The sequence below is a fragment of the Methylobacterium sp. E-041 genome (genome assembly GCF_022829665.1).
Taxonomy (GTDB): Bacteria; Pseudomonadota; Alphaproteobacteria; order Rhizobiales; family Beijerinckiaceae; genus Methylobacterium.
In genome coordinates, this window is the sequence record NZ_JAKSYQ010000300.1 from 81,357 (window position 1) to 98,837 (window position 17,481).

The 17,481-nt window shown below is 71.4% G+C and carries 21 protein-coding genes; 13 read left to right on the plus strand and 8 right to left on the minus strand.

Going from position 1 to position 17,481, the window contains the following annotated elements; genetic code table 11:
• Nucleotides 1–100: 100 nt before the first annotated feature.
• Together MKK70_RS29675 and MKK70_RS29680 are read left to right on the plus strand one after the other, a co-directional pair.
• Nucleotides 101–1,402 carry a YeaH/YhbH family protein gene (locus tag MKK70_RS29675; protein WP_147858878.1) on the plus strand — a complete coding sequence of 434 codons (1,302 nt, stop codon included), beginning with the start codon at nucleotides 101–103 and terminating at the stop codon, nucleotides 1,400–1,402.
• A gap of 163 nt (nucleotides 1,403–1,565) precedes the next feature.
• Entirely contained in the window at nucleotides 1,566–3,125 is a 1,560-nt protein-coding gene (locus MKK70_RS29680) for a SpoVR family protein (RefSeq protein WP_243951606.1), read from the plus strand.
• Nucleotides 3,126–3,242: 117 nt separating this feature from the next.
• On the opposite strand, the gene MKK70_RS29685 is transcribed toward MKK70_RS29680, so the two are convergent.
• The 7 genes from MKK70_RS29685 to MKK70_RS29715 all read right to left on the minus strand — a co-directional run bounded on the left by MKK70_RS29685 (nucleotide 3,243) and on the right by MKK70_RS29715 (nucleotide 7,457).
• A complete protein-coding gene (locus MKK70_RS29685) occupies nucleotides 3,243–3,398 on the minus strand; it encodes a hypothetical protein (RefSeq protein WP_187274747.1) in 156 nt (51 codons plus the stop codon).
• A gap of 69 nt (nucleotides 3,399–3,467) precedes the next feature.
• Nucleotides 3,468–3,743: an adenylosuccinate synthase gene (locus tag MKK70_RS29690; RefSeq protein WP_147725635.1), complete on the minus strand. Its 276-nt coding sequence runs from the start codon at nucleotides 3,741–3,743 to the stop codon at nucleotides 3,468–3,470.
• Nucleotides 3,744–3,763: 20 nt separating this feature from the next.
• Nucleotides 3,764–3,967 (minus strand): Trm112 family protein, encoded by a 204-nt coding sequence (locus MKK70_RS29695; protein WP_147725643.1) that lies wholly within the window; start codon nucleotides 3,965–3,967, stop codon nucleotides 3,764–3,766.
• Nucleotides 3,968–4,060: 93 nt separating this feature from the next.
• A complete protein-coding gene (locus MKK70_RS29700) occupies nucleotides 4,061–4,729 on the minus strand; it encodes an LON peptidase substrate-binding domain-containing protein (RefSeq protein WP_243951608.1) in 669 nt (222 codons plus the stop codon).
• Between the two features lie 55 nt (nucleotides 4,730–4,784).
• Nucleotides 4,785–5,699, minus strand: coding sequence for a thioredoxin family protein (locus MKK70_RS29705; RefSeq protein WP_243951609.1), 915 nt, complete (start codon nucleotides 5,697–5,699; stop codon nucleotides 4,785–4,787).
• A gap of 238 nt (nucleotides 5,700–5,937) precedes the next feature.
• Nucleotides 5,938–6,426, minus strand: a complete 489-nt coding sequence (locus tag MKK70_RS29710) for a hypothetical protein (RefSeq protein WP_147842195.1) — start codon at nucleotides 6,424–6,426, stop codon at nucleotides 5,938–5,940.
• 53 nt (nucleotides 6,427–6,479) lie between these two features.
• Nucleotides 6,480–7,457, minus strand: a complete 978-nt coding sequence (locus MKK70_RS29715) for a glutathione S-transferase family protein (protein ID WP_147842196.1) — start codon at nucleotides 7,455–7,457, stop codon at nucleotides 6,480–6,482.
• Between the two features lie 285 nt (nucleotides 7,458–7,742).
• On the opposite strand from MKK70_RS29715, the gene MKK70_RS29720 reads away from it, so the two are divergent.
• A complete protein-coding gene (locus MKK70_RS29720; RefSeq protein WP_243936939.1) occupies nucleotides 7,743–7,970 on the plus strand; it encodes a hypothetical protein in 228 nt (75 codons plus the stop codon).
• A gap of 55 nt (nucleotides 7,971–8,025) precedes the next feature.
• Here the strand turns inward: MKK70_RS29720 and MKK70_RS29725 are convergent, their stop codons facing one another.
• On the minus strand, nucleotides 8,026–8,955 hold the full coding sequence (locus tag MKK70_RS29725) for an alginate O-acetyltransferase AlgX-related protein (RefSeq protein WP_147858876.1): 930 nt from the start codon (nucleotides 8,953–8,955) through the stop codon (nucleotides 8,026–8,028).
• A gap of 53 nt (nucleotides 8,956–9,008) precedes the next feature.
• Here MKK70_RS29725 and MKK70_RS29730 point away from each other — a divergent pair, with 53 nt between their 5' ends.
• From MKK70_RS29730 to purQ, 10 genes are all read left to right on the plus strand, one after another.
• Nucleotides 9,009–10,178: an SPL family radical SAM protein gene (locus MKK70_RS29730; RefSeq protein WP_243951611.1), complete on the plus strand. Its 1,170-nt coding sequence runs from the start codon at nucleotides 9,009–9,011 to the stop codon at nucleotides 10,176–10,178.
• Between the two features lie 44 nt (nucleotides 10,179–10,222).
• Entirely contained in the window at nucleotides 10,223–10,792 is a 570-nt protein-coding gene (locus MKK70_RS29735; RefSeq protein WP_243951613.1) for a 2'-5' RNA ligase family protein, read from the plus strand.
• Nucleotides 10,793–10,844: 52 nt separating this feature from the next.
• Nucleotides 10,845–11,603 (plus strand): phosphatase PAP2 family protein, encoded by a 759-nt coding sequence (locus MKK70_RS29740; RefSeq protein ID WP_147858874.1) that lies wholly within the window; start codon nucleotides 10,845–10,847, stop codon nucleotides 11,601–11,603.
• Between the two features lie 115 nt (nucleotides 11,604–11,718).
• The gene (locus tag MKK70_RS29745) at nucleotides 11,719–12,078 is read left to right on the plus strand and encodes a PilZ domain-containing protein (RefSeq protein WP_243951615.1); all 360 of its coding nucleotides are present in this window, start codon (nucleotides 11,719–11,721) and stop codon (nucleotides 12,076–12,078) included.
• Between the two features lie 75 nt (nucleotides 12,079–12,153).
• The gene (locus tag MKK70_RS29750) at nucleotides 12,154–13,458 is read left to right on the plus strand and encodes a Gfo/Idh/MocA family protein (protein ID WP_147858872.1); all 1,305 of its coding nucleotides are present in this window, start codon (nucleotides 12,154–12,156) and stop codon (nucleotides 13,456–13,458) included.
• A gap of 67 nt (nucleotides 13,459–13,525) precedes the next feature.
• A complete protein-coding gene (locus MKK70_RS29755; protein WP_147728651.1) occupies nucleotides 13,526–14,920 on the plus strand; it encodes an ActS/PrrB/RegB family redox-sensitive histidine kinase in 1,395 nt (464 codons plus the stop codon).
• A gap of 39 nt (nucleotides 14,921–14,959) precedes the next feature.
• Nucleotides 14,960–15,559, plus strand: a complete 600-nt coding sequence (locus MKK70_RS29760; RefSeq protein WP_147728650.1) for an ActR/PrrA/RegA family redox response regulator transcription factor — start codon at nucleotides 14,960–14,962, stop codon at nucleotides 15,557–15,559.
• 112 nt (nucleotides 15,560–15,671) lie between these two features.
• A complete protein-coding gene (locus MKK70_RS29765; RefSeq protein ID WP_147843713.1) occupies nucleotides 15,672–15,911 on the plus strand; it encodes a hypothetical protein in 240 nt (79 codons plus the stop codon).
• Nucleotides 15,912–16,014: 103 nt separating this feature from the next.
• A complete protein-coding gene (gene purS, locus MKK70_RS29770; protein ID WP_147728648.1) occupies nucleotides 16,015–16,254 on the plus strand; it encodes a phosphoribosylformylglycinamidine synthase subunit PurS in 240 nt (79 codons plus the stop codon).
• On the plus strand, nucleotides 16,254–16,934 hold the full coding sequence (gene purQ / locus MKK70_RS29775) for a phosphoribosylformylglycinamidine synthase subunit PurQ (RefSeq protein WP_147843714.1): 681 nt from the start codon (nucleotides 16,254–16,256) through the stop codon (nucleotides 16,932–16,934). Before purS ends, purQ begins: the two co-directional genes overlap by 1 nt.
• Nucleotides 16,935–17,481 lie beyond the last annotated feature (547 nt).

Sequence of the window (17,481 nt, forward strand, 5' to 3'; positions counted from 1 at the left end):
TCGGTCCCCTCGGGGACCTGATCGAGATCCGCCATGATTTCGGACGACCGGCCGGCGCGTTATCCCGGTCGGATCTTGCGGGCGGGGATTTGATCACCGAATGCACATCGTCGACCGTCGATTGAATCCAGGAGGCAAGAGCCTCGCCAACCGGCAGCGCTTCCTTAGGCGGGTCAAGGACGTGGCCCAGCGGGCCGTGCGCGAGTCGGCCCGCGAGAAGGACATCAAGGACCTCGGCAAGGACGGCCGCGTCACGGTGCCGGCCGACGGGGTGCGCGAGCCGCGCTTCTCCCGCCAGCCGGGCACCGGCCTCCAGGACCACATCCTGCCCGGCAACAAGACCTACGTGGAAGGCGACCGCATCGAGCGGCCGCAGGGCGGCGGGGGCGGCCGCGGCTCCGGCGAGGGCGGGGACGGCGGCGAGAACAACGAGGACGCGTTCCGCTTCGTCCTGACCCGGGAGGAGTTCCTCGAGCTGTTCCTCGAGGACCTAGAGCTGCCCGACCTCGCCAAGCGCCGCCTGGCGGTGGTGGAGACGGAGGGGCTGCGCCGGGCCGGCTACACCGTGACCGGCTCGCCGGCCAACCTCGCCCTCACCCGGACGCTGCGCAACTCGATGTCGCGGCGCATCGCCCTGAAGCGGCCGAAGCCCGAGGAGGTGGCGGCGCTCGAAGCCCGCATCGCCGGCCTGGACGAGGGCGACCCGGCGCTGCCGGACCTCGCCGAGGCGCTGGCGGGCTTGCGCGAGCGCACGCGGCGCATCCCCTACGTCGACCCGATCGACCTGCGCTACCGCCGCTTCGAGCCGTATCCGCGCCCGATCGCGCAGGCGGTGATGTTCTGCCTGATGGACGTGTCCGGCTCGATGACCGAGCACATGAAGGACCTCGCCAAGCGGTTCTACATCCTGCTGCACATCTTCCTCACGCGCCGCTACCGGCACGTGGAGATCGTGTTCATCCGCCACACCGACCGGGCGACCGAGGTCGACGAGGAGACCTTCTTCGGCTCCCGCGAGACCGGCGGCACGCTGGTCTCCTCAGCGCTGGTGGAGATGAAGCGCATCATCGCCGAGCGCTACGACCCCAACGACTGGAACATCTACGCGGCGCAGGCGTCGGACGGCGACAACGTCTCCTCCGACGGCCCGACCTCGACCGAGCTGTTGCGCGCCCACATCCTGCCGGCCTGCCAGCACTTCGCCTATCTCGAGGTCGGCGACGAGAACGGCCCGCGCGCCGGCTTCGTCGAGCACCGCACCACCCTGTGGCGGACCTACGAGGCCATCGCCAAGGCCGGCGGCCCGATCGCCATGCGCAAGGTCAACCACCGCCGCGAGATCTACGCCGTCTTCCGCGACCTGTTCGGGCGCAAGGACGCGCGGGCGGAGGCGGAGTCTTGAGCTTCGCAGGTCGTCATGTCGGGGCGGGGGTCCTCTCTCCCGGTTGGGAGAGGGACAGGGTGAGGGGGGCGACCTCTCCGGACGGACCTGCCCCCTCACCCCAACCCTCTCCCGCACGGGAGAGGGGGTACGTCGCGCTTCGGCCGGCCGATCGGGAGGCGATATGACTGCTCTCAAGACACGCGCGACGTCCGGCGCCCCAAAACCGCTGTTCACCGGCAACGACTGGGACTTCGATACCATCCGGCGCATCCACGACGCCTGCGAGGTCGAGGCGCGGGCGCTCGGGCTGTCGTGGTATCCGAACCAGATCGAGATCATCACCGCCGAGCAGATGCTCGACGCCTACGCGTCGATCGGCATGCCGCTGTTCTACAAGCACTGGTCGTTCGGCAAGCACTTCGCCCAGCACGAATCCGGCTATCGCCGCGGCATAATGGGGCTCGCCTACGAGATCGTCATCAACTCCGACCCGTGCATCTCCTACATCATGGAGGAGAATACGGCGACGATGCAGACGCTGGTGATCGCCCACGCCGCGTTCGGCCACAACCACTTCTTCAAGAACAACTACCTGTTCCGGCAGTGGACCGACGCCGAGGGCATCCTCGACTATCTCGACTTCGCCAAGACCTACATCTCCCGCTGCGAGGAGCGCTACGGCCATCAGGCCGTCGAGCAGGTGCTCGACGCCGCCCACGCGCTGATGAGCCAGGGCGTGCACCGCTACCCGCGCAAGAAGCGGCCGGACCTCGCCTCCGAGCAGCGGCGCGAGCGCGAGCGCGTCGAGCACGGCGAGCAGATCTACAACGACCTGTGGCGCACCCTGCCGGTGAAGGCGGGGGCGACGCGCGCCGACCAGGCGATCGAGCGGCGCAAGGCGCTGCTCGAGCTGCCGCAGGAGAACATCCTCTACTTCCTGGAGAAGGTCGCCCCGCGCCTGCAGCGCTGGCAGCGCGAGATCCTGCGCATCGTCCGGCTGGTGGCGCAGTACTTCTACCCGCAGCGCCAGACCAAGGTGATGAACGAGGGCTGCGCCACCTACTGCCACTACCGGATCATGAACGCGCTCTCCGAGAAGGGCCTGATCGGCGAGGCGGCCTATCTCGAGTTCCTGCAGTCGCACACCAACGTCATCCGCCAGCCGAACTACGACGACCGCAGCTACAGCGGCCACAACCCCTACGCGATCGGCTTCGCGATGATGCAGGACATCGCCCGCATCGTCGAGCAGCCGACGGCGGAGGACCGGCAGTGGTTCCCCGACATCGCCGGCACCGGCGACGGCATGGCGGTGCTGCGCGATTGCTGGGAGAACTACCGCGACGAGAGCTTCATCGCCCAGTTCCTGTCGCCGAAGCTGATGCGCGACATGCGGCTGTTCCACGTCGCCGACGATCCGGAGCAGCCCGAGCTGCACGTCGCCGCGATCCACGACGAGCGCGGCTACCGCAAGATGCGCCGCTCGTTCGGCCGCCAGTACGACGTGGCCTGGCTCGATCCCGACATCGAGGTGGTGGACGTCGACCTCGAGGGCGACCGCCGCCTGATCCTGCACCACAAGGCGCTGAACAAGATCACCCTGCAGAAGGACGACGCCCGGCGCGTGCTGCAGCACCTCGCCGACCTCTGGGGCTACGACGTGGTGCTCAAGGAGATCGAGCCCGCCACCGGCACCGTGCTCGGCGAGCACCACGCGAGCGCGCGGCCGATCTTCTTCTGAGGCGTTTCGCGACGGTGCCGCATCGTGCAGGCCTCCCCGCCCGCGGCGGCGAGGGGGGCCCCGCGGCTCGTCCGAGGCCCGTGCGGAAATGGCCGGCGAAGGCCGCTCGGCCGGGGCTCACGCCGTCGGCGCGGTCCCCGGGCAGGGCATCGGTGCGCAGGACAGGCTCGCGGCCGGCGGCTTGGACGGCGGGGCGCGCAGGACGATGATGGCGCTGCCGAGCACGGCCAGCGCCACGGCGGCGACGAAGGTGAGGAAAAGCCAGCGGGGCATCGCCTCCCCTACCACGGGCGGGCGATGGCCGGTACCGCGGCACGTTCGACGCCCCGGCCGGGTCCCGTATCAGGCGGGGTCGATCTCGAACTCCATGCCGCGGCCGGGGCCCTGGTCGGCATAGCCGACGAGGGTGTAGCCGCGCTCGGCGAGGGCGGCGTCGAGGTGGTCGCGATGCTTGCGGTAGAGCTGGCCGATCGCCAGCGGCGTCAGCCGCGGGTTGCCCTGGCGCAGCCGGTCGACGCCGATCTGCAGCGGCGCGCCGTCCCGGTCGGCGATGCGCACGATCGCGGATGCGAGCTCGGCCGCCTTCGTCTCGGAGGCGGATTTCGCCTTGAACGCCATGCCCTCGTCCTCGCCCCGGCTCAGTCCGTCAGCTGGCGCGCCTCTTCCGGCAGCATGATCGGGATGCCGTCGCGGATCGGGTAGGCGAGCTTGGCCGAGCGGCTGATCAGCTCCTGGCGGCCGGCATCGTAATCGAGGGTGCCCTTGGTCAGCGGGCAGACCAGCAGCTCGAGGAGCTTCGGGTCGACGCGGGTCGCCTCGACGGCGGTGCTCTGCGTGGTCATGTCCTGCGTCATGCTCTGGTTCTCCATGGGAAGCCGTGCCGGTCGGTCGCGAAGGCGCAGGCGCTCGTCGCCGCCGGGCCGTCCTTCGAGCCGTCACTGCATCGTCGGCTCGGGCCCGGTGCTGCGCACCATCTCCATCTCGGTGACCGCGACTAGGATCTCGGCGCGGGTCTTCAGGTCGGCGGCCTCGAGCATCGCCTGCTTCTCGCGGACGCCGAACGGGCTCATCATGCACAGCGCGTTGACCAGGGCCTCGTTCGGCGCCTCCTCGATCCCGGCCCAGTCGACCTTGAGGTCGTTGGAATCGACGAAGTCGCGCAGCGCCCGCAGCACGCCTTTGCGGTCCACCGCGTCCTCGCCGGCACGCGCGGTGAAATCGATGGCGAAGTCGTCGTAGCTGACCTGGCAGCGGCGATAGGCGCCGGTGGTGGCCAGCTCGCTCATCACCCGGAAGCGGCCGATGCCGGTCAGCGAGAGCAGGTAGCGCCCGTCGCCGGTCTCGGCGAACTGGGTGATCCGCCCGGCGCAGCCGACGCGGTACAGCTTCGGGTTCAACGGCGAGGCGCCGCCCTCGGCGTCGGGCTGGATCATGCCGATGACCCGGTCGGTCCGCAGGGCGTCGTCCACCATCGCGAGGTAGCGCGGCTCGAAGATGTTGAGCGGCATCTGCCCGCGCGGCAGCAGCAGGGCGCCGGGCAGGGGGAAGACCGGGATGACGGGCGGGCAATCGCCCGGCCCCTTGTAGCCCGCATGCGTGCTCATGATGCCTCCAGCAAGACAGAACCTTCGGCTTCCCTCTGCACCCGCAGATCCGCCCTCACGCGAACAGCAGCGTCGAGAGCTTGCGCCGTCCGCGAATCGCGGCCGGATCCATCGGGCCCCAGGCCTCGAAGAACTGGAGCAGCTGCTTGCGCGCGCCGTCCTCGTTCCAGGTCCGGTCGCGGCGGATGATCTCGATCAGGTGATCGACCGCCTTCTCGCGCTCGTTCCCGGCATTGAGGCCGAGGGCGAGGTCGAACCGGGCCTGGTGCGCGTCCGGGTTCGCGGCGACCTCCGCCTCCAGGCCGGCGAGGTCGCCGAGCGCCGCGGCCTGCTCGGCCAGGACGATCGCGGCGCGGATGCCGGCGAGCCCCGGGTCGGCGGCCTTGGCCTCCGGCACCATCGCCAGCACCTGCTTGGCGTTCTCCAGCTCGCCGGCGTCGAGCTGGATCTTGGCCAGGCCGGCCAGGGCCGCGACGTTGTCGGGCTGCTGCCCGAGCACCGCCGCGTAGAGCTCGGAGGCGCCGGCGAGGTCGCCCTCCGCCAGCGCCTGCGCGGCTTCCGCCATCACCTGATCGATCTCGCTCGGGCCGGCGAGACGGTCGAAGAAGGTCTTGATCTGCGCTTCCGGCAGGGCGCCCTCGAACATGTCGACCGGGCGGCCCTGGTCGATGGCGACCACGGCGGGCACGCCCTGCAGGCCGAGCTGCTGGCCGATCTGGCCCCAGACCGCCGGATGCTCGTCGACGTTCATCTTGACCAGCACGACCTTGCCCGCGGCGGCGCGGACGAGCTTCTCCAGCACGGCGAGCAGCGTCTTGCTCGACGGTGCGCGCGGCGACCAGAACGCGACCAGCACGGGACGGTTCGCCGATTCGGCGATGACGTCCTGCCGGAAACCGGCCGTGGTGGTCTCCCGGACCAGGTCGGACGCACCCGGGTGCGCGTCCGTCGCGAGCGTGTCGTTCAGCATGCGGTGTCGGGCCTTGGAACCAAATGTCGCCAGACCGGGTACATGGGACTCGGGCACGCGGCTGACCAGTGCGGTGCGCGCGCTCTCGCGCGGCGGAATCGGGCAAATCCGCGGGTTTCGTCGCGTTTTCGCCGGCCCCCGAGGGCCGTCCCGCGCGCGGTGCCGGGCCGAGACCGGATCGCTGCATCCCAGGGTGGAGCGCGTCGCGCGGTGCGCCCCGACCCTCGAAACGCCGGGCCTACTGCGCGGGGGCGCCGGCGGCGGCCTTGGCCTGCGTCACGAAGGTCCCGGCGAAGGTGCGGCCGTCCGGCGCCGAGGCCTCGCAGGCGATGGTGGTCTTGCCCGGTGCCGGCGTCGAGAAGGTGCAGGCGCCGACCGCCGGGGTCGGGTTGCGCACGATGCCCTTGTCGCTCGACGTGCCGGTGGTAACGAGGTTGATCGGCTGCAGCGGGTCGGTCTCCTCGGTACGCTCCTGCTGCGCGCCGGTGCCGCTGAAGCTGAGCGTGCGCCCGTCCGTGGTGGTGAAGTCGAAGGTCGTGCGCCGACGCTCGGCGCTGTTCCCGAGAGTCGGCCTGCAGGCCGAGGTGGCGTCCTTCCCTTCGATCGTCAGTTTCTCGCAGGTGCCGTCGAGCTGCACCGCGGCCTGGGACCGGGCGGGGCCCGACAGCGCCAAGGGCGCGGCGAGCAGGGCGAGGGCGAGGCGGCGAGAGGTCTGTGCGAGCGTCATGCCGTCCGATCTAACGCGCCGCGCGCATCCGTCGAGCCCGGCGCGCGTTCGCCTCACCCGCCGAAGCGCAGGGCCCGGTCGTTGGGCGCGGCGAAGTCCAGCGCCGGCCCCACCGGGACGATGCCCGTCGGGTTGATGGTGGGATGGCTCTCGTAATAGTGCCGCTTGATGTGGACGAGGTCCACCGTCCCGGCGACGCCCGGCAGGGCGTAGAGGTCGCGCAGGTAGTTCGACAGGTTCGGGTAGTCGGCGATGCGCTGCCGGTTGCACTTGAAGTGCCCGACATAGACCGCGTCGAACCGCACCAGCGTCGTGAACAGCCGGATGTCGGCTTCGGTGAGCCGCGCGCCGCACAGGTAGCGCGACCGGTCGAGGCGGGCGTCCAGCGCGTCGAGCTCGGCGAACAGCGCGGCGAAGGCCTCCGCGTAGACCGATTGCGCGGTGGCGAAGCCGGCCTTGTAGACGCCGTTGTTGACCCGGTCGTAGACCCGGGCGTTCACCGCATCGATTTCCCCGCGCAGGTCGTCCGGGCAGAGGTCCGGCCCGCCGCCGTGGAAGGCCCCGTCGAGCATGCGGATGATCTCGGCCGATTCGTTCGAGACGATCGTCTTCCGCTCGCGGTCCCACAGCACCGGCACGGTGACGCGGCCGGTATAGCGCGGGTCGGCGGCGCGGTAGACCTCGTAGAGCCGCGTCGCATGGTGGATCGGATCGGGGGTGGCGCCGGGGCTGTCGCCGAACACCCAGCCCTCGGCGCCCATGTGCGGGTCGACGACGGAGACGGAGATCGCGTCCTCGAGGCCCTTCAGCGCCCGCACGATCAGGGTGCGGTGCGCCCACGGGCAGGCGAGCGAGACGTAGAGGTGGTAGCGCCCAGGCTCGGCCTTGAACCCGCCCTCGCCCGAGGGGCCGGGCGACCCGTCGGCGGTGACCCAGCTGCGGAAGGCGGAGGCCTTGCGCTCGAAGCGGCCGCCGGTCGACGCCGTGTCGTACCACTGATCCTGCCAGACGCCGTCGACGAGCAATCCCATGGGTGCGATCCGTTGTTTCGCGCGTCGCGCCGTCCGTCGGGAGGGCGACGCGGCGAGGGGAAAGGTTGTGGCAGGCTTGGTGTCTCTCACAACCCCCCCGTCGTGGCGTCGCCGACATAGTGAACGGCCGCGGAGGTCGGGGGTTTTGTGAGGTGCACTTAGCCCGTTTCCTGCTTGGATGTCTTCCTCGGTCGTCGCCCCGCGCAGGCCTCGGCATCTCGCATTCGATGCCGGACCGTGAGACGGGTGGCACGATCCCGCCGAAACGTCCGGAGAGAAGGCCCGATGTCGCTTGCCCTCGCGATCCCCGCCGCCGAGGCGGCCGTGTTCACCGCCGGATGCGCCGCGATCCACGCGCTGCGGCGGCAGGCCGACGGGGTGACGCTGGGCCTGGCCGGCCTCCTCGCGATCGTCGTCCTGCTCCTCGGCATCGCGTGGACGCCGGACCTCTACCTCGCGGCCCAGACCGACGACGTCCTCGTCGAAACCACCCTGAGCCAGCCGATCCCCTGACGCGATCTTGCAACGGGAGAGCATTCCACGTGATCCGGGGATCGCGGAGAATGCTCTAGCCGGCCGCGCCGGCCCGGCGCCCGGCGGCCACGTCGAAGTCGTCGGCGGGCAGGCGGGCGAGGAAGCGCTCGGCGAGCTCGAACAGCAGGATGTCGGGGCGCACCCGCTCGACGTAAGCCCAGTCGAAGCTCGACGACCACACGAAGTGCACCTCGGCGAAGCTCTCGGCCAGCAGCCCGGTGAGCAGCATCGGCGCGAAATGCGCGTAGGAATCGCCGAACAGCACCACGCGCCGCGGGTCGGCGGCGGGGTTGGCGTTGCGGTAGACCACGTGCGCGCCGACATGCAGGTCGACCTCGGTTCCCGCTTCCTCGGAGGCCGCGAGCAGCGCCCCGGTCTCGACGCGCACCGCGTCCCGGTGGATCTGCGGGCGCACCAGGCGCTCGGCCGGCCGGCCCGGCAGCTTCGCGCCGAGATCCATCACCCGCTCCGTCACGAGGACGGGCCGGGTGCCGATGTCGGCCGGCGGGACCGCGGCGAGCGCCCGCATCAATTCGCGATAGGCGAGCAGGCATCCCTCGGCCGACCAGTGCGTGTCGGTCTTGAGGTAGAGCGGCACCGGCCCGTCGCGGGCCGCGCGAAACGGGCCGAGCAGGTCGAGATAGGTGGCCTGCCCCGCGAGCTTGCGGGCGAGGCGACGGGTCGAGGCCCGGGCCGGGTCGTAGCGCAGGTCGATGGTCTTGTGATCGTAGACCGAGAGCTTTTCCGGCACGATGAGCTGGACGCAGCGGATGCCGAGCCCGGCCGCGCGGGCGGCGCGCGCCGTGATCAGCCGGGTCCAGCCGCGCAGGGTCCACCACTGCCGCAGGGTCCCGCGGTAGCGCTGCATGACGTCGTTGCTGCCGCCGATGAGGAACAGCCAGCCGTCGCGCCCCTCGTGGACGGTTTCCCGGACGGGGGGGACGGGCGAACGCTTCGGGGCCATGGCCGGTGCTTTAGCCGCAGGCCGCGCCCGGCGGAAGTGAGGAGCCGGCACGGGTGCCGGGGCGTTCGGCCCTCATGGAGCCCGCCCAGACCCTCGCGCCACCGGTGCTTTCGCCGCCCGTCCTTTCGCCGCCGCCCGCGCCGGCCGTCTCGTCGACGGCGCGGCCGGCACGCTTGTGGCGTCCGCGGCGCGTCCTGGCGACGCCGGCCGCCCTGGAGCACGCGCACGGCCGGGCGATGCTCGCCCGCGCGGAAGCGCTCGGGCTCACGGTCGAGCGCCTGACGGCCAACCGCCTCACCGGCCTGCGCCAGGCCGACCCGCGCCGGGCCTACATCGAGGCGAAGGCGACGCTCGCCCTCGTCGTGGCACCGCCGACCAAGCTCCGGCTCCAGCCGATCCCGCCCTCGGCCGACTGGCGCTTCGACCTCGCCGAGGGCTGCCCGGCCCATTGCCAGTACTGCTACCTCGCCGGCTCCCTGTCGGGGCCGCCGGTGACGCGGGCCTACGCCAACCTCGACGCGATCCTGGCCAATCTCGGCGCCTATCTCGGCCAGGGCGCGGTGACCTCGGCGCAGGCCGAGCGGGCACAGGAAGGCACCACCTTCGAGGCCTCGTGCTACACCGATCCGCTGGGCATCGAGCACCTCACCGGCTCGCTCTCGGCGGCGATCCGGCATTTCGGTGCCTGGGAGGCGCCGGTGCAGCTGCGCTTCACCACCAAGTTCGCCGCGGTCGAGCCGCTGCTCGACCTGCCGCACAACCGCCGCACCCGCATCCGGTTCTCGGTCAACGCCCGCACCGCGACGCGCTACGAGGGCGGCACCGCGAGCCTCGACGCGCGGCTCCAGGCGATGCGGGCCGTGGCGCTGGCGGGCTATCCCGTCGGGCTCACGATCGCGCCGATCCTGCCGGTGCCGGATTGGGAGGCCGGCTATGCCGGGCTGATCCGCGAGGCCGCCGCGGCGCTCGCCGACGTGCCCGACCTCGACCTCACCGCCGAGCTGATCACCCACCGCTTCACCCCGGGCTCGAAGCAGGTGCTCCAGGGCTGGTACCCGGGCTCCGACCTGCCGCTCGACGAGGCCGAGCGCGCGAAGAAGCTCACCAAGTTCGGCTCGGTGAAGTACGTTTTCCCCAAGGAGCTGATGCGGTCGATGCGCGACACGCTGTTTGCCGCGCTCGCCCGCGACCTGCCCGCGGCGCGGATCCTCTACTGGACCTGATCGCGCGCCGCGCCATCTCCGTCCGGCCGCGACAGGAAGCCCGCATGCCAGAGACGCCGACGCAAGATGCGCTGAAGCAAGAGGAGCCGGGACAGGACGCCCGGCAGGCGCCCCTGATCCTGACGCTCGAGTTCGACGCGGACACGTTCGCGCGGTTCGACGGCCTGCGGCGCCAACACTTCCCGAAGGCGCTCAACCGCATCCCGGCCCACGCCACGCTGTTCCACAACCTGCCCGGCGCCGCCGAGGCGGGCGTGCGCGAGACGATCGCGATGCTCGCGCGCACCGTGCCGCCGCCCGAGGTCGCAGTGACGGGGCTGCGCTTCACCGGCCGCGGCGTGGCCTACGTCCTCGATTCCGAGCCGCTCTCCGCCTTCCGCGCGCGCCTCGCCAAGACCTTCGACGCCCACCTCACCGCCCAGGACAAGCAGGGCTGGCGCCCGCATGTCACCGTGCAGAACAAGGTCGACCCCGACACCGCCCGCGCGCTCCACGCCGCCCTCGCCGACGACTTCGCGCCGTTCCGCTTCACCGCGCCGGCCACCCGCCTGTGGCGCTACCTCGGCGGTCCCTGGGCCGAGCGGGCGCGCTTCGCCTTCGGCGAGAACGCGTGATGGTCTCGATGAATCCTCCCCACGGCGCCCGCGATCGATCGGGCACGGCGCGATGAGCCCCCCCGCCCCGCTGCGGCGCATCCCGTTCCTGTCCCACGCCACCTCCGTCTGGCTCCGGCTGCGCCTCAACGAGGTCGGGCCGTTGCTGGCGCTGATCTGCGTCAGCGGGCTCGGCTACGCCTTCTTCGCCCTGGCGCACGAGGTCGGCGAGGGTTCGACCGAGGCGCTCGACCGCAAGATCCTGCTCGCCCTGCGCAACCCGGCCGACCTGTCCGATCCGATCGGGCCGCGCTGGCTCGAGGAGACGATGCGCGACATCACCGGGCTCGGCAGCGTCTTCACCATCGTGTTCCTGACGGCGTCGGTCGCGGCCTACCTCGCCCTGTCCGGCAAGCGCCGGGTCGGTCTGTTCGTGATCGGCGCGGTCGGCGGCGGCGAGCTGGTCTCGACGGTGCTGAAGCTGTTCTACCATCGCCCGCGGCCGGACCTGGTGCCGCACGGCATGGACGTGTTCACGGCGAGCTTCCCGAGCGGCCACGCGATGATGTCGGCGATCGCCTACCTGACCCTGGCGACGCTGCTCGCGCGGATCGACCGCTACCGCCGCGTCAAGGCGCTGGTGCTGGCGCTCGGCGTCACCATGACCCTCCTCGTCGGGATCAGCCGGATCTACCTCGGCGTCCACTGGCCGAGCGACGTGCTGGCCGGGTGGTGCATCGGCGCCGCCTGGGCGGCCCTGTGCTGGTTCGTCGCGCTCCAGCTCCAGCGCAGCGGCGGCGTCGAGGCGCCGGACCCGCCGCCGGCCCGGTGACGGCCGCATGCCCGCCCGGCGCCGTTAGGGTTAACCATCACTTATACCTGACGAGACGAAGCTTTTCGTGCTCCCTTGCATTGATGAAATGCCAACAAGATCCGGGATGACTTTCGTGACCTTGACGACGCCCAAGATCGAGCGCCGCCACAGCGACCGCCGCCGGGCCTGCCTCGGCGGCACCCTGCGCCTCGCGGCGTTCCTGCCGGAGACGGCGTGCCGCCTGCGGGACCATTCGCTGACCGGCGCCCGCATCGTCGTCGCGGAGGACGTGGTCCTGCCGCGCGTCGTCGACCTCACGGTGACCGGCCGCAACGTGACCGGCCGCAACGAGACCCGCCGCGCCGAGGTCGTCTGGCGCGACGGCACCCAGGCCGGCCTTGCCTTCCTCGATCAACCGGCGCGCGAGGACGGCGCGGCGGCCGAAGCCCGGGCCGCCTGGAATGCGGCCGCCCCGCCCGACCGGCTGCACTGAGCGCGCCGGCGCCCGGCGGAACCCTGCGATCCGGCCCCGGGTTTCCCCGCCTCTCACCGACCGAGACGGGGATGCATGGCAGACGATCACGGGCTCTCGCGACGGACCCTTCTGCGGGCCGGCGGCGTCACCCTCACCGGCGCGGCGCTCGCGGCTGCGGACGCGGCCCGCGCCGCGACGACGCCCGGCCCGACGGTGCCGGCCGACACCGGCGCGGTTCAGGGCGGCCGCGTGCAGTTCCCGAACTGGCGCGGCCAGGGCGACCGGCCTCCGGCGCCGACGCCCGCGCCGCAGCCGCCGGGCCAGCGGGTCGGCTACTGCGTCGTCGGCCTCGGGCGCCTCAGCCTCGACGAGATCCTCCCGGCGCTCGGAGAGGCCAAGCGCTCGCGGCTCGTGGCGCTCATGTCGGGCACGCCGGACAAGGCCAAGCTCGTGGCCAAGCAGTACGGCGTCGCCGAGAGCGCGGTCTACGGCTACGGCGACTGGGACAAGCTCAAGGCCAATCCCGAGATCCAGGCGGTCTACATCGTCACCCCGAACGCGGTGCACCGCGACGACGTCGTCGCCGCGGCGGGGGCCGGCAAGCACGTGCTGTGCGAGAAGCCGATGGCGGCCTCCTCCGCGGAAGCCCGCGCGATGATCGCGGCGTGCGAGCAGGCCAAGGTCAAGCTGATGATCGCCTATCGCTGCCAGTACGAGCCCTACAACCGAGAGGTCGTGCGCCTCGTGCGCTCGGGCGAGTTCGGCAAGCCGCGGATGATCCAGGCCTTCAACGGCCAGACCTCGGGCCTGCCGGAGCAGTGGCGCCTGAAGAAGGCGCTGTCCGGCGGCGGGGCGTTGCCGGATATCGGGCTCTACTGCCTCAACGGCGTGCGGGCGCTGCTGGGCGAGGAGCCCGACCTGATCCAGGCGCACACCTATTCGCCGCCCGACGACCCGAAGTTCCGCGAGGTCGAGGAGAGCGTGAGCTTCACCCTGCGCTTCCCCTCCGGCGTGCTGGCGCAGTGCATGACCAGCTACGGCGTCCACGAATCGCGCCGCCTGACGGTGCATACCGGCGGCGCCGACATCGATCTGCAGAACGCCTTCGCCTATGTCGGCCAGCGCCTCGTCATCACCCATCGCGACGGCAAGGCGGTGTCGCAGGACACCAAGGTGCTCGGCGCGAAGAACCAGTTCGCCCTGGAGATGGATCACTTCTCGCGCTGCATCCAGGAGAACCGCCGGCCGCGCACCCCCGGCGAGGAGGGCCTGCAGGACCAGGTGCTGATGGAGGCGATCTACGAGGCGGCCCGCACCGGCGCGCCGGTGCCGATCGCGCCGATCCCGGGCGCCGGCCTCGACGCCACCCGCGGCCCCGAGCTGGACGAGGCGGGTTGACGCGGCGGCCGCCGGAGCGTCGCGGGCCCTGGATGGGAGGGGCCGCGGCCCTATCGTAGAACACATCATGCTCGACACCGATCCGAGCGGCTTCGTCCGCGACGCGCGCCACCTGCGGCTCGACACGTTCGTGCGCCTGCGCTGGCTCGCGATCACCGGGCAAAGCGCCGCCGTGGTCGGGGCGCAGTTCGGGCTCGGGCTCGGGCTGCCGTTCGGCTGGTGCTTCCTGGCGATCGCCGCCTCGTCGTGGCTCAACCTCGGCCTGCGCATCCGCTTCCCGGCGAGCTACCGGCTGAGCGCCGATTCGGCGGCGCTGCTGCTGGCCTTCGACATCGTGCAGCTCGCCGTGCTGCTGTTCCTCACCGGCGGGTTGCAGAACCCGTTCTCGCTGCTGTTCCTCGCCCCGGTGCTGATCTCGGCGACCGCGCTGCCGCCGGAGCGGACGCTGGCGCTCGGCCTGCTGGCGATCGGGCTGGCGACGCTGCTGGCCCTCGTCCACCGCCCGCTGCCGTGGTTCGCCGACGGCCGGATCGAGCTGCCGTTCCTCTACGTCTCCGGGGTGTGGACGGCGATCCTGCTCGGCACGGCCTTCACCGGCGTCTACGCCTGGCGGGTCTCGGAGGAGACGCGACAGCTCGCCCAGGCGCTGGCCGCGACGGAGCTGGTGCTCGCCCGCGAGCAGCACCTGTCGCAGCTCGACGGGCTGGCGGCGGCGGCGGCGCACGAGCTCGGCACGCCGCTCGGCACGATCATGGTGGTGACCAAGGAGCTGGTGCGCCAGCTCGGCCCCGACGCGCCGCCGGCCGTCGCCGAGGACCTGCAATTGCTGCGCGAGCAGGTCGATCGCTGCCGCGGCATCCTCTCGAAGCTCACCTCGCTCGACGGCGACGGGGCCGGCTTCCTCGAGACCTTGAGCTTCAGCCATCTCATCGAGGAGCTGGTGGCGCCGCACCGCGCGATGGGCATCGCCCTCGACATATCGAGCGCGGGCGACGCGCCGGAGCCGGATTGCCGCCGCAACGCCGGCGTGATGTTCGGGCTCGGCAACATCCTCGACAACGCGGTCGATTTCGCCGACGCCCGGGTGGTGATCGAGGGGCGCTGGACCCTGGACCGGGTCACCCTGGAGATCCGAGACGACGGCCCCGGCTTCTCCGCCGAGGTGCTGCTGCGGGCGGGCGAACCCTACGTCACCACCCGCAGCCCGGACCGCACGGCGGGCCAGAACCAGGGCGGCACGGTCGGCGCCGGCCTCGGCCTCGGGCTGTTCATCGCCAAGACGCTGATCGAGCGCTCGGGCGCGCAGATCACCCTGGCCAACGCCTCGAAGCCGGGAACGCACGGGGCGCAGGTCCGGATCTCCTGGGCGCGCCACATCTTCGAGCGGGGTGCGGCGCTCCGTCATGCCCCCGAATTCGGTACCCGGCCACCCCTGCCCGCGGGCGATGTCGCGCCTATATAAACTTTCAACGAATACAACGAAATGTTTGAGGAGCTTCTCATGCTGACGCAATCGAGCTCGTCGGGCGCCCCGGATGCTGTGGCGCTCAACGACGCCGACCCGCTCGCCGCGTTTTCCGACCGCAGCCTTCTGATCGTCGACGACGACAAGCCGTTCTCGACCCGCCTCGCCCGCGCGATGGAAGCGCGCGGCTATCACGTCCAGGTCGCCGAGAGCGTGGCCGAGGGCGTCTCCGTGGTCGAGGCCCGGGCCCCGGCCTTCGCGGTGATCGACATGCGGCTCGGCGACGGCAACGGGCTCGACGTGATCGCCCGCCTGAAGGAGCGCCGGCCCGAGGCCCGCGGCGTGATCCTCACCGGCTACGGCAACATCGCCACCGCCGTCACCGCCGTGAAGCTCGGGGCGTTCGACTACCTCGCCAAGCCGGCCGATGCCGACGAAATCCACGGGACGCTGATGGCGCAGCCCGGCGAGCGGGCCGACCCGCCCGAGAACCCGATGTCGGCCGACCGGGTGCGCTGGGAGCACATCCAGCGGGTCTACGAGCTGTGCGGACGGAACGTCAGCGAGACCGCGCGGCGGCTGAACATGCACCGCCGCACCCTCCAGCGCATCCTCGCCAAGCGGGCGCCGCGCTGAGGCGGGGGGCCTCCCGGCCCTCCGCTTATCGGTTGCACAGGATGCGACAATCGGGGTACTGCCGCCTTCGCAAGCGGGACGCACATCCGTGCCGCCGGAGGAAGGGGTCCTCGTGAACACCCGCAACCTGATCACGATCCTCAGCATGATGGTGCTGGTGGGAACGGAAGTCTTCGCGGTGGCGATCGCCGCGGGCTGGGCGATCGCCGGCCTGTTCGAGCTCGGCGATACCGTCGGCCACGTGCTGATGGGGCTGTTCAGCGTGGTCGCGGCTTGGATCATGCTCCAGCTCTGGCAGCGCGCGACCAGCATCGAGCCCCTGCGCACGGCACCTCGGGCCGCGCGCCGGTGATGCCCGGTCTCGGCACGTCCCGTGTCGATCCCCGCGCCCGGCTCGGCCGCCCCGACGTTCGTCACCGCCTTCTTCCGATCCAGACCCTGCTGAGTGGCCCATCATGAAAGCCCGCATCGTCGTCACCTTGAAGACCGGCGTCCTCGATCCGCAGGGCAAGGCGATCGAGGCCGCGCTCAAGTCCTTCGGCATCGCGTCGATCGAGGGCGTGCGCCAGGGCAAGGTGTTCGACATCGAGGTCGCGGCCGCGGACCGGGCCGGCGCCGAGGCGACGCTGAAGACCGCCTGCGAGAAGCTCCTGGCCAACACCGTGGTCGAGAACTACGCGATCGAGATCGCGTGATGCGTGCCGCGATCGTCGTCTTCCCCGGCTCGAACCGCGACGCCGACGTCGCCCGCGCGCTCCGGCTTGCCGGGGCCGAGGTCACGACCATGTGGCACGCCGACACCGCGCTTCCCGCCGGCACCGACCTTGCCGTCCTGCCCGGCGGCTTCTCCTACGGCGACTACCTGCGCTGCGGCGCCATCGCCGGCCGCGCCGCCGCGATGGATGCGGTCCGCGCGCACGCCGCCCGCGGCGGGCTGGTGCTCGGCATCTGCAACGGCTTCCAGATCCTGTGCGAATCCGGCCTGCTGCCGGGCGTGCTGATGCGCAACGTCGACCGTCGCTTCATCTGCCACCGGCAGACGCTGCGCGTCGAGCGCACCGACACGCGCTTCGCCGGCGCCTACGCGAAGGGCGAGGTCATCGACGTCTGCGTCGCGCACGGCGAGGGCAACTACTTCGCCGACCCCGAGACGCTGGCCCGGATCGAGGGCGAGGGACGGGTCGCGTTCCGGTACTGCGACGCCGACGGGCAGGTGACGATCGCCGCCAACCGCAACGGCTCGCTCAACGCCATCGCCGGGATCTACTCGGAGGGCGGCAACGTCCTCGGGATGATGCCGCACCCGGAGAACTTCGTCGAAGGCCTGGTCGGCGGCACCGACGGGCGTGGTCTCTTCACCAGCCTCGCCGCCTGAGCGGCCGCCGATACTGATGTCGGCCCGGTCGAACCGGGCGATGATTTGAGGAACGCCGGATCCTTAACCGCGCGTTAACTTTTTCGATTGAATGTCGGGGCATTCCAGATGTCTGGATGTCGAGTGAGACCTCCGTCCCGCTCTGTTTGATGCCTCCCTGAGACTTCAAAGCCGCCCGTCAGGGGCGGCTTTTTTTGTTCCGCATCGGAACTACGTCCCTCCCCCCTGGAGCGGGGGAGGGTGGGCCTCGCGTCAGCGAGGGTCGGGAAAGGGGAGCCACGGTTCCGAACGGCGCGCTGACGCTCGCCCGCCCCGCTTCCCGGGCCACCCTCCCCCGCTTCAGGGGGAGGGAAGAGAGGCATCCCGCTCTGTACAGCCCGCCGCCCGCCCCCGCGCGGTCGGCATCCCCCGGGGCGGGGGCGTGCGCCCCGGCTGCGCGGGCAACCCTCCCCCGCTTCAGGGGGAGGGAATAGAGGCATCCCGCTCAGTACAGCCCGCCGGCCTGCACCGCGCGGTCGGCATCCGCCGGGACGGTGGCCGGCGCCGC

What these genes read in the sequence shown, in the direction of transcription:
- MKK70_RS29675 (WP_147858878.1), top strand. Translation starts at nt 101, where the DNA reads ATGCACATCGTCGACCGTCGATTGAATCCAGGAGGCAAGAGCCTCGCC.
- MKK70_RS29680 (WP_243951606.1), top strand. Translation starts at nt 1,566, where the DNA reads ATGACTGCTCTCAAGACACGCGCGACGTCCGGCGCCCCAAAACCGCTG.
- MKK70_RS29685 (WP_187274747.1), bottom strand. Translation starts at nt 3,398, where the DNA reads ATGCCCCGCTGGCTTTTCCTCACCTTCGTCGCCGCCGTGGCGCTGGCC.
- MKK70_RS29690 (WP_147725635.1), bottom strand. Translation starts at nt 3,743, where the DNA reads ATGGCGTTCAAGGCGAAATCCGCCTCCGAGACGAAGGCGGCCGAGCTC.
- MKK70_RS29695 (WP_147725643.1), bottom strand. Translation starts at nt 3,967, where the DNA reads ATGACCACGCAGAGCACCGCCGTCGAGGCGACCCGCGTCGACCCGAAG.
- MKK70_RS29700 (WP_243951608.1), bottom strand. Translation starts at nt 4,729, where the DNA reads ATGAGCACGCATGCGGGCTACAAGGGGCCGGGCGATTGCCCGCCCGTC.
- MKK70_RS29705 (WP_243951609.1), bottom strand. Translation starts at nt 5,699, where the DNA reads ATGCTGAACGACACGCTCGCGACGGACGCGCACCCGGGTGCGTCCGAC.
- MKK70_RS29710 (WP_147842195.1), bottom strand. Translation starts at nt 6,426, where the DNA reads ATGACGCTCGCACAGACCTCTCGCCGCCTCGCCCTCGCCCTGCTCGCC.
- MKK70_RS29715 (WP_147842196.1), bottom strand. Translation starts at nt 7,457, where the DNA reads ATGGGATTGCTCGTCGACGGCGTCTGGCAGGATCAGTGGTACGACACG.
- MKK70_RS29720 (WP_243936939.1), top strand. Translation starts at nt 7,743, where the DNA reads ATGTCGCTTGCCCTCGCGATCCCCGCCGCCGAGGCGGCCGTGTTCACC.
- MKK70_RS29725 (WP_147858876.1), bottom strand. Translation starts at nt 8,955, where the DNA reads ATGGCCCCGAAGCGTTCGCCCGTCCCCCCCGTCCGGGAAACCGTCCAC.
- MKK70_RS29735 (WP_243951613.1), top strand. Translation starts at nt 10,223, where the DNA reads ATGCCAGAGACGCCGACGCAAGATGCGCTGAAGCAAGAGGAGCCGGGA.
- MKK70_RS29740 (WP_147858874.1), top strand. Translation starts at nt 10,845, where the DNA reads ATGAGCCCCCCCGCCCCGCTGCGGCGCATCCCGTTCCTGTCCCACGCC.
- MKK70_RS29750 (WP_147858872.1), top strand. Translation starts at nt 12,154, where the DNA reads ATGGCAGACGATCACGGGCTCTCGCGACGGACCCTTCTGCGGGCCGGC.
- MKK70_RS29755 (WP_147728651.1), top strand. Translation starts at nt 13,526, where the DNA reads ATGCTCGACACCGATCCGAGCGGCTTCGTCCGCGACGCGCGCCACCTG.
- MKK70_RS29760 (WP_147728650.1), top strand. Translation starts at nt 14,960, where the DNA reads ATGCTGACGCAATCGAGCTCGTCGGGCGCCCCGGATGCTGTGGCGCTC.
- purS (WP_147728648.1), top strand. Translation starts at nt 16,015, where the DNA reads ATGAAAGCCCGCATCGTCGTCACCTTGAAGACCGGCGTCCTCGATCCG.
- purQ (WP_147843714.1), top strand. Translation starts at nt 16,254, where the DNA reads ATGCGTGCCGCGATCGTCGTCTTCCCCGGCTCGAACCGCGACGCCGAC.